The organism is bacterium (assembly GCA_026708055.1).
GTDB lineage: Bacteria > Actinomycetota > Acidimicrobiia > Acidimicrobiales > CATQHL01 > VXNF01.
The window spans coordinates 21175-34220 of sequence record JAPOVS010000052.1 but is presented as its reverse complement, the minus strand read 5'-3'; the positions used below and the strand labels follow the sequence as shown (position 1 = coordinate 34220).

Below are 13046 nucleotides of genomic sequence, written 5' to 3'. Positions count from 1 at the left end.
GCCTCCTCAGGTGATGCGCAGCGGCATGAGGACGTACAGGAAGTCGTCCTCCTCCGGGGTGCGCAGCAGCGCCGGCTTCAACTTGTCGGCGGTGAGCAACGCGATCTCCTCACAGTCGAGCGCCTCCACACCGTCGTGCAGGTACTGCGCGTTGAAGGCGATGACCAAGTCCTCACCTTCATACGAGGCGGCCACCTCCTCCGTGGCCTCGCCTACGTCCTGGGCGCGTGCGGACAACGTCAATCCGCCGGTCTGCATGCTCACTCGCATCGGCACCTGCTCCAGGGCCAGCAGGCGAACACGGCGGATGGCATCGAGCAGGTTCTGCCGGTTCGTCAGCAACCGGTTGGGGTGATCGGTCGGGATGAGGCCCTCGTAGCTCGGAAAGTCCCCATTGATCAGGCGCGCCGACAGGCGCGTCTCACCGACTTCGAACAGCACGGTGTTGTCGTCGAGTTGGACGCCGACGCGCACGTCGCCGACGACCAGCCGGCTGACCTCCTCCAGCGCCCGTGACGGCACCAGCACGCCCTTCTCGCCGACCTCCATCGACACACTGGTGAGATCCCGCTGCGCCAACCGGTACGAGTCGGTCGCCACGACTCGCAAGCCGCCACCGAACGCCGTCAGCAACACTCCCGTCAGAACCGGACGCGACTCGTCGCGGCCGGCGGCCGACACCACCTGCCGCAGCCCACCCACCAACGCCTGGCCGTCCACGGTGACGGTGGCCTCGCCGAGCAATGGGATCCGCGGGAAATCCGACGCCGGCATCGTCCGCAGCGAGAACTCCGAGCGACCGGCGCGCACGCTCAGCGCCTGATCCTCGAACTCCATCTCCACCGCTCCCAGATCCAACGAACGGACGATGTCGGTCAGCAGACGGGCCTGGACCAGCGCGGCGCCGTTCTCGCTGCCGCTGACGGTGATCCGGTCCGCGATCGTCAGGTCGACATCGCTTCCGGTAACGGACAAACTGTCGCCGGACAACTCGAGCAGGACTCCCGACAGACCCACGACAGGTCCGGCCTTGGTCGTCACGGCGCGACCGGCTCTGCTGAGGGCGCTGATGAGCGTGTCCCGTTCGCATTTGAACTTCACAGGTTCCGTCCTTCACTCAGGTTCTTGTTGTACATGAGTTTGTAGTGGTAGTAGGGCTGGGGATTGTGCATTTCGCGCTCGCGGCGCAGGTCAGCCGGCCGGCTGTCTGTGGAGGCCATGCCCGCTTTTCCCGAGCGGCGAGCGGCGAGCAGACGGTCACCGGCGGAAGCGGTGGTGATCCGTAAGATGTTGCCCGTCGGTTGTGCACAGGATTCCCCAAAGCCGCCGGGGCTACGCGGCACTCCCGACGTTGCTGCGCAGCATACGGGTAAGTTGAGTGACTTGTTCGTAGACCTGCTGCTTTTCTGACATCATCTGCTTGATCTTGTTCACAGCGTGAATGACCGTGGTGTGGTCGCGGTCGCCGAATTCGGTTGCAATCGCCGGGAAGCTGAGGTCGGTGAGTTCTCGCATCACGTACATAGCGATGTGCCGTGCCGTGACCAGCTGGCGACGCCGGCTCGTGCCGACGATCTCCTCGACTGAGATGCCGAACATACTCGAACACGCGTTCATAATGTGTACGGGCATGACGACCTGCTGCTTCTGCGGTGTGAAGACGTCGCGCAGCAGCTCCTGGGCAGTCGGGACGGAGATCTCCTGGCGGTTGAGCGTGGCGAACGCGCAGACCCGGGTCAACGCTCCCTCGAGTTCGCGGATGTTGTTGGTCACACGCTCGGCGATCAGTTCGAGCACCTTGTTGGACAGCAGGTGACGGCATTCCTCGGGTACGCGGTGCTCGAGGATGGCGAGTCGGGTCTCGATATTGGGTGGCTGGATGTCCGTGATGAGCCCCATCTTGAACCGGCTGCGCAGGCGGTCCTCGAGTGTCGGAATCGAGTCAGGTGGCCGGTCGCAGGTGATGACGAGCAGGCTGCTGGTCTCGTAAAGCGTGTTGAACGTGTGGAAGAACTCCTCCTGGAGACCTTCCTTGCCGGCGAAGAACTGGGCGTCGTCCACCAGCAGCACGTCGAGGCGCCGGTAGTAATCCTTGAAGGCGGGAAGTTGGTTGGACCGGATGGCGTAGACGAAACGATTCAGGAAGGTCTCGGTGGACACCAGGCGCACGAGCGATGCCGGGTAGTGCTCATTCACGTAGTGGGCAATCGCATGGAGCAGGTGCGTCTTCCCGAGGCCTGCGCCGCCGTAGATGAACAGGGGGTTGTACACCTTGCCCGGCTGTTCGGCGACCTGGAACGCGGCGGCTTGCGCGAAGGAGTTGGAGGGACCGCAGACGAAATGCTCGAACTTGTACCGCGGGTTGAGCGGCTCATCGGCGAAGAGTCCCTCAGCGCCGGCGGGCGCCGTTACCTGGCGGGGCTCCTCGATCCGGCGGACGGCGGTCGTGTCCTCGGCGGCGGGCAGCAGTAACTCCTCGAGCGCCAGGGGGTCGGCGGGCTCGAGCGAGACGGGTTCGATGTCGATGAGCAGCGTCAGTGGCTGGCCGGTGATCTCCGTGAGAACGTCCTCGATGAGATGCCGGTAGCGCCGCTCGATCTTGTCCCGGGCGATGCTGCTGGGGACGTGGACGCGCAGGCCGTCGCTCGTCAGATCGTACGGTCGGATGTCCCGGAACGTCGAGTGCCAGACGGCATCGGAGACGTGGTTCTGGATCGTGGTCGCGCATGCGCTCCACAGATGCGCTGGGTCGTTCACGGTTGCGGCTCAGTTCTGATGGGGACCGCCTTACCGGCTCCAACTGTCGGCGGAGGGCGAGTGGTCACACTGGTCGGCTGCTTGACGGGCCTGCGGTGTTCGTCGTGGCGGGCAATCTAGCCGCACGGTTCGGCGCGTGTTGGCGGCAGAAATTGATTCAAGTGCTTTCTGCGTGATTTCTTTAATTTTTTTCGTGACGCCGACCATGAGCGTGGAAGTCGTCGGATGAGTACGCCGCGGGCGCGGGCCGAAGCGTCCGAGCGGCTCGGTTGTGGCGGCCATCGTGTCCCCGTAGCGTGAGACGGTCGAGTTGTGTCCGGTCGCCTGTCCGGACCACTTGTCTCGACGGTCCTCGCGGCACCCGGCCCGAGGATCCGGCGCGCGGGAGCCACTCGTTGCGTGTGCATCGGCAGGAGTGGGTTGGCCCGGCGCAAGGAGGAACGGAAGTGAAGCGGACGTACCAGCCGAATGTACGTCGCCGGTCTCGGCGGCACGGGTTCCGGAAGCGGATGAGCAGTCGCGGTGGCCGGGCTGTTCTGAGGGCGAGGCGGCGGCGCGGTCGCCAGAGGTTGTCAGCCTGATCGGGCGAATCCGGGCCGGGACGACATTCGAGCGGCTTCGCCGGGATGGTCGAGTCGTCCGTCATGGACTACTCGAGATCCGCTATCTCCTCGACGGGGGCGGCGACCCACCGCGGGTGGCGTTCGCCGTGTCTCGCAGCACCGGCTCGGCGGTGGTACGGAACCGCCTGCGGCGACGGTTGCGCGCTGTGATGCGTGAGTTGGCTGATCCCGCCCGTCTGCCGGCCCTTCCGAGCGGCGCCTATCTGATCCGGGCGCGCCGCACCGCCGGCACCGCCGGTTTCGCCCGATTGCAGCAGGACGCCGAGCGCCTGCTGGAGCGCATCGTCGAGGGTGGGGACGCGCCGTGAGCCTCCCGAGACGTTCACTCGTCGGGGCGATCCGCCTCTACCAGGCGTTCAGCGCGGTGCGCCCGCCCCGATGCCGCTTCCTGCCGACCTGCTCGGCGTACGCCCTGGAAGCGGTCCGGACCCACGGTGCCTGGCGCGGCTGCTGCTACGCCGCCCGAAGGCTGTTGAAGTGCCATCCGCTCGGGCCGTACGGGGTTGATCCGGTGCCGCCGCGGCGCGGCGAGCCGATCACAACTGAGGGCGCTGCCTGATGTTCGACGCAATCGGTCGGGCGTTCAATCCCCTGATGACGCTGGTGGCGCGCGTGCTCTCGTTCTTCTACGACGTGTGGCCGAGCTATTCGGGGGCAATCGTGCTGCTGACGGTGTGCGTGATGACGATCCTCACGCCCGTCACGATCCGCAGCACCAAGTCGATGCTGGCCATGCGGCGTCTGGCTCCGGAGGTCAAGCGGCTGCAAGCGGAGTACCGCCACGACCGTCAGAGGATGAACGAGGAGGTCATGGCGCTGTACCGGTCCAACAGCGTCAATCCGCTGGGCGGATGCCTGCCGCTGTTGATGCAGTCGCCGATCTTCATCTCGCTCTTCTACGTGCTGCGCGGCTTGACACGGCGGACCTCGGTGCTGGGCTGGTCGTCCGGGCAGGCGGCCGCGACCTGCGCGGCGTCTCCTGGCACCGAATGCGCGCCGCAGCTGACCAGCGCACCCAAACAGACGTTCAATCCGGACTACCTGAACCCCGACAGCCGGCTCTACCAGGACCTGGTGGTCAGCACCGAGATGCGGGGCTGGGGCTTGGACCTGGCGGAGACCGCCAGTTCCGCACTGGGGAACTCCTTCGTGACGGGGCTGCCGTACCTCGGGATGATCGTCCTGGTGGCGGGCCTCGGCTACTACCAGCAGCGTCAGATCAGCGGGCGGATGTCCGCCGACGAGCAGACGCCCCAGGCACGCATGATGATGCGAATCATCCCGATCATGCTGCCGATCATCTCGTTCAGCCTGTCGGCGGGGCTGGTGCTGTACTACAACGCGCAGAGCGTCATTCGCATCGGGCAGCAGGCGATGATCACGCGGAAGCTGTACCGACCGTTTGCCGAAGAGGAAGCCGCCCGCAAGGCGGCGGAAGAGGCGGTCGAGCGCGGCGAGGAACCGGAACCGGAACCGGTCCGCCGGCCCGAGGCGCCACGCGGGTTGGCGGAGCGACTGGGCCTTGCCAGCCCTCCCGATCCGCGACGGCATGGCCGGGAGCGTCCGGTGAGCGGGGCTGCGCCAAAGCCGAAGTCCGTTCCACCGGCAGCCAAGGCAGCACCGCCACGGCCGGCGCGTGAGCCGTCGTCTCGGGCGACGGGCAAGCCCGGTGCAGCGCGCACGCAGGTCACACGGCCGGACCGCCGCAAGAGCGAAGGAACGAACAGGCGTTCGAAGAAAAAGGACACACCGCCGCCGAAACCCGTGCCGAGTCGCGTCACACCGAAGGGCGCGAAGCAGCAGCGGAGCAAGCGCTACAAGAAGTGAGAGGCCTATGGAGTGGATAGTGACGGAGGCGCGTACGGTCGCGGACGCCAAGGAGGCGGCCCTCGACGAGCTCGGCGTCGACGAGCGGGAGGCCGAGTTCGAGGTACTCGCGGAACCGCAGCGCGGCCTGCTGGGACTCGGCCGGGCCAATGCGCAGGTAAGAGCCCGGGTCATGCCTCGTGTGGAGACCCCGCCGGATCGCCGTGGCCGGCAGCGGCGTGCCCGTAGCGGGGAGCGGAAGCAGAAGTCCGGTCGGGAGAAGCAACCATCGTCCAACGACGCACGCAGCGGCGGCGAGCGGCGCGCGCCGGAGACGAAGGAGAAGCGGCCCGAGCGCCGGGCGTCGGCAACTGCGCCCAAGGGCCGCACACAGAAATCAACGGCAGCGTCCAGATCGAAGGGCAGAGGAGAGAAGATGAACACGGTTGACGCCAATGGCGGAGAGGACGGATTGGACTTGGCGAACGAGGAAGAACTGCTTCGCTCGTTCGCGGTGGGCCTCATCGAGGCGTTCGGAGTGGATGCGTCGGTGACGACGACGCGTACTGACGACGGCGCTCTCGAGGTGGCCGTCGACGGCGACGAGGTGGGGTTGCTGATCGGCCGGCGCGGCACGACGCTGGCCGCCATCGAGGAGCTTCTGCGGGTTGTGGTGCAGCGAAGGGCGCAGGGGCGTCGTTCCAGCAAGGTGCGATTGGAGGTCGGCGGGTACAAGCGACGCCGGAAGGAGGCGCTGGAGTCCTTCGCGCGGCGCATCGCCGCCGAAGTCGTCGAGACCGGGCAGCCGAGGATCCTTGAGCCGATGAACGCGGTGGACCGCAAGATCGTGCATGACGCCATCGTGGAATTGACCGGTGTGGAGACCGCATCGGAAGGGGAGGAGCCCCGTCGGCGCGTCGTGGTGCGCCCGGGGGGCTGACCTGGGGTCCGACGCAGCCGCACTCTCGCCCGCGGCGGATCGCCTCGATCCGGTATTCGAGCGCGCGCAGGAGCAGGGCCTGCTCGGTCGCGCCACAACGCCCCGACAGGAGTGGATGCACGCCGCGGCGATCACACGGCAACTCACCGATCCCGGCGAGAGCCGCTGCTTGGATCTGGGAACCGGCGCGGGCCTGCCCGGGCTCGTCATGGCAACCTGCTGGCCGGCCACACGGTGGCTGCTGACCGACCGGCGGGTGCGCAGTGAGAGCTTCGTCCGGTGGGCGATCGGCGTGTTGGACATGGCCGAGCGGGTGTCTTTCCGGCGCGGCGAGGCGGCCGAACTGGCGCGTGAGGTGACGCTGGCGGGAGCATTTGCACTGGTGGTCGCCAGGGCATTCGGGCCACCGCCGCTCACCGCCGAGTGCGCCACGGGCTTCCTGGCGCTCGGAGGACGCCTTGTCGTGAGCGAGCCGGAGCACGAGACGGCGACCCGCTGGCCGTCCGTGCCCCTGACGCGGCTGGGTCTGGAACTGCACACGACCGGAACCGGGCCGCGTTTCGCTGAACTCCGGAAGGTGACGCCGCACGAGGATCGCTTTCCACGTCGGCCTGCCGCGATGCGGCGCAACCCTCTCTACTAGAGCACGTTCGACGTTGCCGGCCCGCCGCCGACGGCCGTGTGCTCCGAACCCTGTGTTTCACGTGAAACATCACCCTCCGGCGAGGGCCCGGCGGTTAGACTCGTGAGGAGCCGGCCCTGTTGGAGGTGTTACTCCTGTGACGTCTGAATGCCGCACGATCGCCGTCGCCAACCAGAAGGGCGGCGTCGGGAAGACCACGACGGCGATCAACCTCGCTGCTGCTCTTGCCGAGTTGGGGCGTCGTGTGCTGGTGGTGGACATGGATCCCCAGGCGAACGCCACCACAGGCATCGGCCTCGATCCCCGGGACCTCACGGTCTCGGTCTACGACGTCCTGCTGGATGGAAAGTCGATGGTCGAGTGCATCGTCTCGACGCCTGTCGAGGGCCTGATGGCTGTCCCATCGCACCTGGATCTGGCAGGCGCCGAGATCGAATTGCAGTCGGCTTTCAACCGGGAGCGGCGTCTTGCTGCGGCGCTGGGGCCCGTCATCGGGCAGTTCGACTACCTCTTCGTGGACTGCCCGCCGGCTCTCGGGTTACTGGCGGTGAACGCGCTGACGGCGGTGCGCGAGGTTCTCGTACCGATCCAATGCGAGTACTTCGCCCTCGAGGGGCTCGCGCAGCTGACGATACACGTGGACCAGATTCGCCGGCATCTGAATCCTGAGCTGAGCGTGTCCAGGTTGCTGCTCGTCATGTACGACAGCAGGACGAACCTGTCCCGGCAGGTCTCCCAGGAGGTACGCAGCCTCTACGACGAACGCGTCTGCCACACCGTGATCCCGAGGTCGGTGCGCCTTGCGGAAGCTCCGGCGCGGGGCCTGCCCATTACGGTATTCTCGCCGCGTTCGCGGGCTGCGCTGACGTATCGCATTCTGGCCAAGGAGTTCGAGGCCAATGGCGCACGGTGAACGCGGCCTGGGGCGCGGCCTGGGCGCTCTCATACCGACCGGCGGCCGCGTCGCGGGCGGCTATCGCGAGATTGCGGTCTCCAGCATCGTGCCCAATACGAACCAGCCGCGGGCCCACTTCGATGACGAACCGCTCGACGCGCTCGCCGATTCGATCGGGCGGATCGGCCTGCTGCAGCCGATTCTGGTGAGACAGGTTGAGACAGACCGCTTCGAGTTGATCGCCGGTGAGCGGCGCTGGCGGGCAGCCAAGCGTGCCGGCCTACAGACGATCCCGGCGCTTGTCCGGTCGGTTGAGGACCAGGAGTCGCTCGAGGAGGCGCTTGTCGAGAACCTCCACCGGGAGGATCTGAACCCGTTGGAGGAAGCCGCCGCGTTCCTTCAGCTGCAGCAGGACTTCGGACTCACCCAGCAGGCGGTGGCGAACCGGGTGGGCCGCAGCCGGGCGGCGGTTACCAACACGACCCGTCTCCTGCAACTGCCCGGCGAGGTACAGGAACTCATTGCCTCCCGCCGTCTCTCGGCCGGCCACGGCCGGGCACTCGTGGGCATCGCCGATTCCGCCGAGCAGGTGGGCCTGGCGCGCCAGATCGTTCGTGAAGGTTGGTCGGTGCGCCAGTTGGAGGACCATCTGCGGTCACCTCTGGGAACCGGGCAGATTGCCGCCGCCGACGGGTCTGCGAAGCGGGCACCGGAATCCGACGAGCAGAGCGACGGCAGCGCAGTCAGCGAGTCGGCATTGTTGGAACTCGAGAACTTGCTGGCGGAGTTCCTCTCGACGGTGGTGCGCGTGGAGATCGGTGAGCGCAAGGGTCGTCTGACGGTGGAGTTCGCTGATCTGGACGATCTCGAACGCATCTACCACTTGGTAACGCGCTGACCGCGGGAGCGCCCCGCTGCCGCGGTATACGAACAGGTGTTCGTATACCGCTCAGAGCGGTGCCGCGATCCAGTCGGCCAGGCACTGCGCGATCTGTTCGGCAAGGGCTGCCTGCTGCTCGACCACGACCGCCGGCGATCCGAGTTGGCAGGCCACCGCCGGCATCCGGCTCTCGCGCAGGAGCGGGAGGCGCATCCCGGCGGCCGTTCCCGGCACGTCCAGCACGCCGCCCAACGCGGCGGCCAACATCTCCGCTAGGCGCTTGCCACCGCTGGAGGTGAAGCCGGCGGTCTCGAAGTAGAACGTCGCGCAGCCGGGCCCGTCCGCCAGTTGGACGTCGAGGAGCACCGAGGTGTCGAGTTCGTTCGCCGCCGCCGCCACCTCTGAGCCCTCGCGTTGTGCCAGGACGAGCACGCTGGCTCCCCGGCGGCGCAGCACTCGCGCCGCGGCCACGACGAGCGAATCAGCGCCGGCGAGCGCGATCGGAGCGGCGCGCAGCAGCCGCGGCCTGCTGCGCAGTCGTTCCCGCTCGAGCAGCATCTGCATGCTGTGGCTGTCACCGGCGGGAATCCGGTCCAGGACCGCGACGGTGTCGGGACCGCAGATCCCGTCGGCGGTGAGTCCGGCGTTCTCCTGCAGAGCGCCGATGGCGGCGGCGGTGTCGGGACCCAGGATCCCGTCGACCCGACCCGCGGAGAAGCCCAGAGCTCCCAGACGCCGTTGGAGGTCGGCCACGTCGTCGCCGCGCTGGTAGGGCGTGCGGAGGTACAGCAGCCGATCCCCGAGACGATGCCCGGCCTCGACCAGTGCGGCCCAGGTGCCGGCACCGCATACCCCGTCGGCCGGCAACCCGCGGCTCTGCTGGAAGCGCTTGACCGCCTCGGCGGTGGCAGCCGTGTACTCCTCCGTCGCGGCGATCTCGAACTCTCCGGCCGCGGCCAGCTTGCGATGCAGGTCGCGTACGGTCGCCCCTCGGGCACCGATTCGGAGAGGCAGCGCCTCCTCGGCTATCGGTGCTCTCCCTCCGCCCGGCGCCGCCGCCGACCCATCAACGACCTACAGGTACTCCGCAAGGTCCTCCAGGAGCGCCGCCTTGCTCTTGGCGCCGACGATGCGCGTGCTGGCTTCACCGCCGTTGAAGACGATGAGCGTGGGAATGCTCATCACGCCGTGGCGCCGCGCCACGTCCGGCGCCTCGTCCACGTTGAGCTTGGCGAACGTGATGCTCTCGCCGTGCTCGCCGGCCAGCTCGTCGAGGATCGGCGCGATCATCTTGCACGGGCCGCACCATTCAGCCCAGAAGTCCACGAGCACCGGCTTCGTCGCCGCGCCGACGGCCTCGTCGAAGCTTGCTGAGGAGAGTGTCGTGATGGCTGCCATGTGTCCTCCAGGGCCAGTGGGGGCGCAGCACCCCCTGCGGAGCCGCGCCGAGGTGTTCAGGGGTTCCGGCGGCGCACCGCGCCACCGCCCCCGCAACGCTAGCGGTGCCCGGCGTCGTGTTGCGCCTCGAGCCAGCGCTCGGCGTCGATGGCGGCCATGCAACCGCTGCCGGCGGCTGTCACCGCCTGGCGGTAGACATCGTCCTGCACGTCGCCGCAGGCGAACACCCCGGGAACGTTTGTGCTGGTGGAGCCCGGTTCGGTGATCAGGTAGCCGTTGGGCTTCATGGCAAGCGAGCCCCGGAAGAGATCGGTGTTCGGCCGGTGCCCGATGGCGATGAACAGCCCGGCGAGCGGCAGCGTGTGCTCGTCGCCGTTGCCGGTGTGCCGGACGCGGACTCCCTCCAGCGTCTCGTCGCCCAGGATGTCGGTGACGACGTGGTTCCACAGGAACTCGATGCGGTCGGAGGCGAAGGCGCGTTCCTGCATGATCTTGGAGGCCCGCAGCTGGTCGCGCCGGTGGATCACGGTGACCTTGGTGGCGAACTTGGTGAGGAAGAGCGCTTCCTCCATGGCGGAGTCGCCGCCGCCCACGACAGCGATCTCCCGGCCACCGAAGAAGAACCCGTCGCAGGTGGCGCATGTGGAGAGGCCGCGCCCGATGAGGCGTTCCTCGGCCTCGAGCCCCAGCATCAGGGACTGCGCGCCTGTGGAGACGATCACGGTCCGAGCCAGCGCGCCGGGAGCGGCGTCGTCACCGACCCAGAGTCGGAGGGGTTGCTGGGAGAAGTCCACGCGGCTGATCCTCTCGGTCCGGAACTCGGCCCCGAACCGGGCGGCCTGGGCGCGGAACGCCGCCATCAGGTCGGGGCCCATGATCCCGTCGGGGAAGCCCGGGTAGTTCTCCACGTCGGTTGTGATCATGAGTTGCCCGCCGGGCTGGTCGCCGGTGGAGGACGGCTCGCCCTCGAAGACCAGGGGCGCCAGGTTGGCGCGGGCGCAGTAGATGGCGGCGGTCAGTCCCGCGGGGCCCGAGCCGACGATGACGACCTCGCGGGGCGAGGAGGTCACGTGGCTTGCCGCGAGGCGGCGCGTCGGGGGCGCTTGGCCCACAGCAGCAGGCCGATCCCACAGAAGAATGCCCCCAGGAGGACGTAGGTGGCCCAAATGTCGCCGGGCAGGTAGGTGTCGATGAGCCGCACGAGGCCGATGACGCCCAGCACCAGCATCAGGACGGCCAGCACGATCATGATCAGCCCGTAGACGAGACGGCGGGCGACGTTGGCGCTGGGTCGGTCGGTGGCGCCGCGGATGCGACCTACGATCCCCACGATCCGGTCGGCGACCCGGCGGGGCCAGTCCTCGGACAGCCCCGGCAGGGCACGGGGCTGCGGATCCGACGGGTCGAGCGCCATGAGGTCGAGAGTCTACCGAGGCCGATTACCCGGCCGGGATCCCCCCGCAGCTGGTGCCGTCGAGCGCGTTGAGCGATCCGTCGGCGGTCCGGATCACCAGGATCCGCGTGCCGCCGAAGATCACCCGGAGTTCGACGGTGCCGTCCCCGATGGCCGCGGCGCAGCCGTCCGGCGCCTCGTCGGCGACCAACTCCGTGCCGTCGGGTGGTGGGATCTCGGCGCAGGTGGTGCCGTCAAGACCGGTGAGCGACTCGTCGGAGGCTCCGAGGATGAGGATGGGTGTGCCGCCGACGGTGAGCCGGAGTTCGACGGTTCTGGCACCGATGGCGCCGGCGCAGGCCTCCCCCGGCGACGGATCCGCGAGGACTGCAGCCGCGGGACCGGCGTCGTCCAAGGCCTCCATCTCGTCGTCCGCCGGAGGCGCGGGTTCCGGCGCGGGCGCCGGCTGAGCGACCGCCGCCTCGGCCTGGGCCGCGGACGCTTCCTCTGCCTCGGCTAGCGCCGCTTCCGCGTCGGCCTGCGCCGCCGCCGGCGCGGCGCCAGGTTCGTCGGCGGCGGGCGCCGGCTCGAGGAGAGGCAGCGGGGCGGCCGCGGGCGGCGGCGGCGCTGCGGCCAGTTGCGCCGCGCTCGGGGTCGGTGCCATCGCTGCCTCGCCGGCCGGCGGCGCAGGCTCGGCGGGGGGCGCCGGTTCCGGCGCGGGGGCGGCGGCGTGGTCCGCCTCCTGCTCGGCGAATAATCCCACCGCGGCGGCCACGATGAAGCCGATGGCCACGGCGGCCGCTACACCGGCGATGACCGAGAGGCCGCGGGGACGCCGTTGTGCGAGATCCGCCGCCGCCCGGCGACGGGCGTCGAAGTCCGCCATGGCGGCCTCCACGGCGACGTCCGCGGCGCCCGTCGGCGGCGCCACGTCCTCGCCGACGGCCTCGGCGGCGCGGCGCAGCGCGCGGGCGCGCGCCGCCAGGCGGGGATGCCGCCGGACAGCGGTGGCCTCCTCGGTGCCGAGCTCGTCGTCGAGGAAGGCGGAGGCCAGTTCGTCGGGGGGAAGGCGGTGGTCGTTCATGGCTCGTCGCTCTTCTGACGTTCCCCGGCGGGCATCTGGTTCCCCTCGCCGAGCCTCTCGACGAGTCGCGCCCGCCCGCGGGCAATGCGCGATCGCACGGTGCCGGGCGGGATTCCGAGCACTTCGGAGATCTCGTCGTAGCTGAGTCCCGCCTGGTCCCGCAGTACCACCGGTACGCGGAACTCCTCGGCAAGCGCCCCCAGCGCCGCGTCGAGGTCGAGGCGCGTGCTGATTCTCTCTCCGACGGGATCGCGGCGCCCGCCGGTGAGGTGCTCGGGCAGGGGCCCGGCGTGGCGCCGCTGCCGGCGCCGCAACTCGTCCAGGCAGGCGTTGGTGGCGACGCGGTAGCTCCAGGTCGTGAAGCTGGAGCGGCCGTCGAATCTCTTCAGGCCGCGGCTGATCGCGATGAGCGCCTCCTGCGCGGCGTCGGCGGCGTCGGCGTCGTTGCCGGCGAGCCGGCGGCAGACGGCGTAGACACGGGGATAGTGACGGCGCAGCAGGAGTTCCATGGCGTCCCGGTCGTCTCTCGCGGCCGCCCTCGCAAGGTCGGCGTCGGAGAGTTGCCTCCGCTGCTGGCTCGCCGGTGCCGGGCGCTGACGGCGCGTCACGGCGGGGTTGCGACCTAGG

General features: G+C 68.9%; 17 protein-coding genes. 8 read left to right on the top strand and 9 right to left on the bottom strand.

Annotated features, from left to right (window positions below; genetic code table 11):
- Nucleotides 1-6 precede the first annotated feature (6 nt).
- From dnaN to dnaA, 3 genes are read right to left on the bottom strand one after another with little or no spacing between them, the layout of a single operon-like run.
- Nucleotides 7-1101 carry a DNA polymerase III subunit beta gene (gene dnaN, locus OXG55_11300; protein ID MCY4103825.1) on the bottom strand — a complete coding sequence of 365 codons (1095 nt, stop codon included), beginning with the start codon at nt 1099-1101 and terminating at the stop codon, nt 7-9.
- The gene (locus tag OXG55_11295) at nt 1098-1343 is read right to left on the bottom strand and encodes a hypothetical protein (protein ID MCY4103824.1); all 246 of its coding nucleotides are present in this window, start codon (nt 1341-1343) and stop codon (nt 1098-1100) included. The genes dnaN and OXG55_11295 overlap by 4 nt, the downstream gene beginning before the upstream one ends.
- Nucleotides 1333-2757, bottom strand: coding sequence for a chromosomal replication initiator protein DnaA (dnaA, locus tag OXG55_11290; GenBank protein ID MCY4103823.1), 1425 nt, complete (start codon nt 2755-2757; stop codon nt 1333-1335). Before dnaA ends, OXG55_11295 begins: the two co-directional genes overlap by 11 nt.
- A 446-nt stretch (nt 2758-3203) precedes the next feature.
- Here dnaA and rpmH point away from each other — a divergent pair, with 446 nt between their 5' ends.
- The 8 genes from rpmH (at nt 3204) to OXG55_11250 (ending at nt 8562) form a co-directional block, all read left to right on the top strand.
- Entirely contained in the window at nt 3204-3338 is a 135-nt protein-coding gene (gene rpmH, locus OXG55_11285) for a 50S ribosomal protein L34 (GenBank protein ID MCY4103822.1), read from the top strand.
- Nucleotides 3335-3688, top strand: a complete 354-nt coding sequence (gene rnpA / locus OXG55_11280; GenBank protein MCY4103821.1) for a ribonuclease P protein component — start codon at nt 3335-3337, stop codon at nt 3686-3688. The genes rpmH and rnpA overlap by 4 nt, the downstream gene beginning before the upstream one ends.
- Nucleotides 3685-3939, top strand: a complete 255-nt coding sequence (yidD, locus tag OXG55_11275; GenBank protein ID MCY4103820.1) for a membrane protein insertion efficiency factor YidD — start codon at nt 3685-3687, stop codon at nt 3937-3939. Before rnpA ends, yidD begins: the two co-directional genes overlap by 4 nt.
- Nucleotides 3939-5207 carry a YidC/Oxa1 family membrane protein insertase gene (locus OXG55_11270; GenBank protein ID MCY4103819.1) on the top strand — a complete coding sequence of 423 codons (1269 nt, stop codon included), beginning with the start codon at nt 3939-3941 and terminating at the stop codon, nt 5205-5207. The genes yidD and OXG55_11270 overlap by 1 nt, the downstream gene beginning before the upstream one ends.
- A gap of 19 nt (nt 5208-5226) precedes the next feature.
- Nucleotides 5227-6126: a Jag N-terminal domain-containing protein gene (locus OXG55_11265; protein ID MCY4103818.1), complete on the top strand. Its 900-nt coding sequence runs from the start codon at nt 5227-5229 to the stop codon at nt 6124-6126.
- 115 nt (nt 6127-6241) lie between these two features.
- On the top strand, nt 6242-6769 hold the full coding sequence (locus tag OXG55_11260; protein ID MCY4103817.1) for a class I SAM-dependent methyltransferase: 528 nt from the start codon (nt 6242-6244) through the stop codon (nt 6767-6769).
- 136 nt (nt 6770-6905) lie between these two features.
- A complete protein-coding gene (locus OXG55_11255; protein ID MCY4103816.1) occupies nt 6906-7682 on the top strand; it encodes an AAA family ATPase in 777 nt (258 codons plus the stop codon).
- Nucleotides 7669-8562, top strand: coding sequence for a ParB/RepB/Spo0J family partition protein (locus OXG55_11250; GenBank protein MCY4103815.1), 894 nt, complete (start codon nt 7669-7671; stop codon nt 8560-8562). The genes OXG55_11255 and OXG55_11250 overlap by 14 nt, the downstream gene beginning before the upstream one ends.
- Nucleotides 8563-8613: 51 nt before the next feature.
- Here OXG55_11250 and OXG55_11245 read toward each other — a convergent pair whose 3' ends face one another.
- The 6 genes from OXG55_11245 to OXG55_11220 all read right to left on the bottom strand — a co-directional run bounded on the left by OXG55_11245 (nt 8614) and on the right by OXG55_11220 (nt 13027).
- Nucleotides 8614-9546: a peptidoglycan-binding protein gene (locus tag OXG55_11245; protein MCY4103814.1), complete on the bottom strand. Its 933-nt coding sequence runs from the start codon at nt 9544-9546 to the stop codon at nt 8614-8616.
- Nucleotides 9547-9618: 72 nt separating this feature from the next.
- Nucleotides 9619-9942 carry a thioredoxin gene (trxA, locus tag OXG55_11240; protein MCY4103813.1) on the bottom strand — a complete coding sequence of 108 codons (324 nt, stop codon included), beginning with the start codon at nt 9940-9942 and terminating at the stop codon, nt 9619-9621.
- Nucleotides 9943-10040: 98 nt separating this feature from the next.
- A complete protein-coding gene (gene trxB / locus OXG55_11235; GenBank protein MCY4103812.1) occupies nt 10041-11012 on the bottom strand; it encodes a thioredoxin-disulfide reductase in 972 nt (323 codons plus the stop codon).
- Nucleotides 11009-11356 carry a hypothetical protein gene (locus OXG55_11230; protein MCY4103811.1) on the bottom strand — a complete coding sequence of 116 codons (348 nt, stop codon included), beginning with the start codon at nt 11354-11356 and terminating at the stop codon, nt 11009-11011. The genes trxB and OXG55_11230 overlap by 4 nt, the downstream gene beginning before the upstream one ends.
- A 25-nt stretch (nt 11357-11381) precedes the next feature.
- On the bottom strand, nt 11382-12419 hold the full coding sequence (locus OXG55_11225) for a hypothetical protein (protein ID MCY4103810.1): 1038 nt from the start codon (nt 12417-12419) through the stop codon (nt 11382-11384).
- Nucleotides 12416-13027: a sigma-70 family RNA polymerase sigma factor gene (locus tag OXG55_11220; protein ID MCY4103809.1), complete on the bottom strand. Its 612-nt coding sequence runs from the start codon at nt 13025-13027 to the stop codon at nt 12416-12418. The genes OXG55_11225 and OXG55_11220 overlap by 4 nt, the downstream gene beginning before the upstream one ends.
- Nucleotides 13028-13046: the final 19 nt, after the last annotated feature.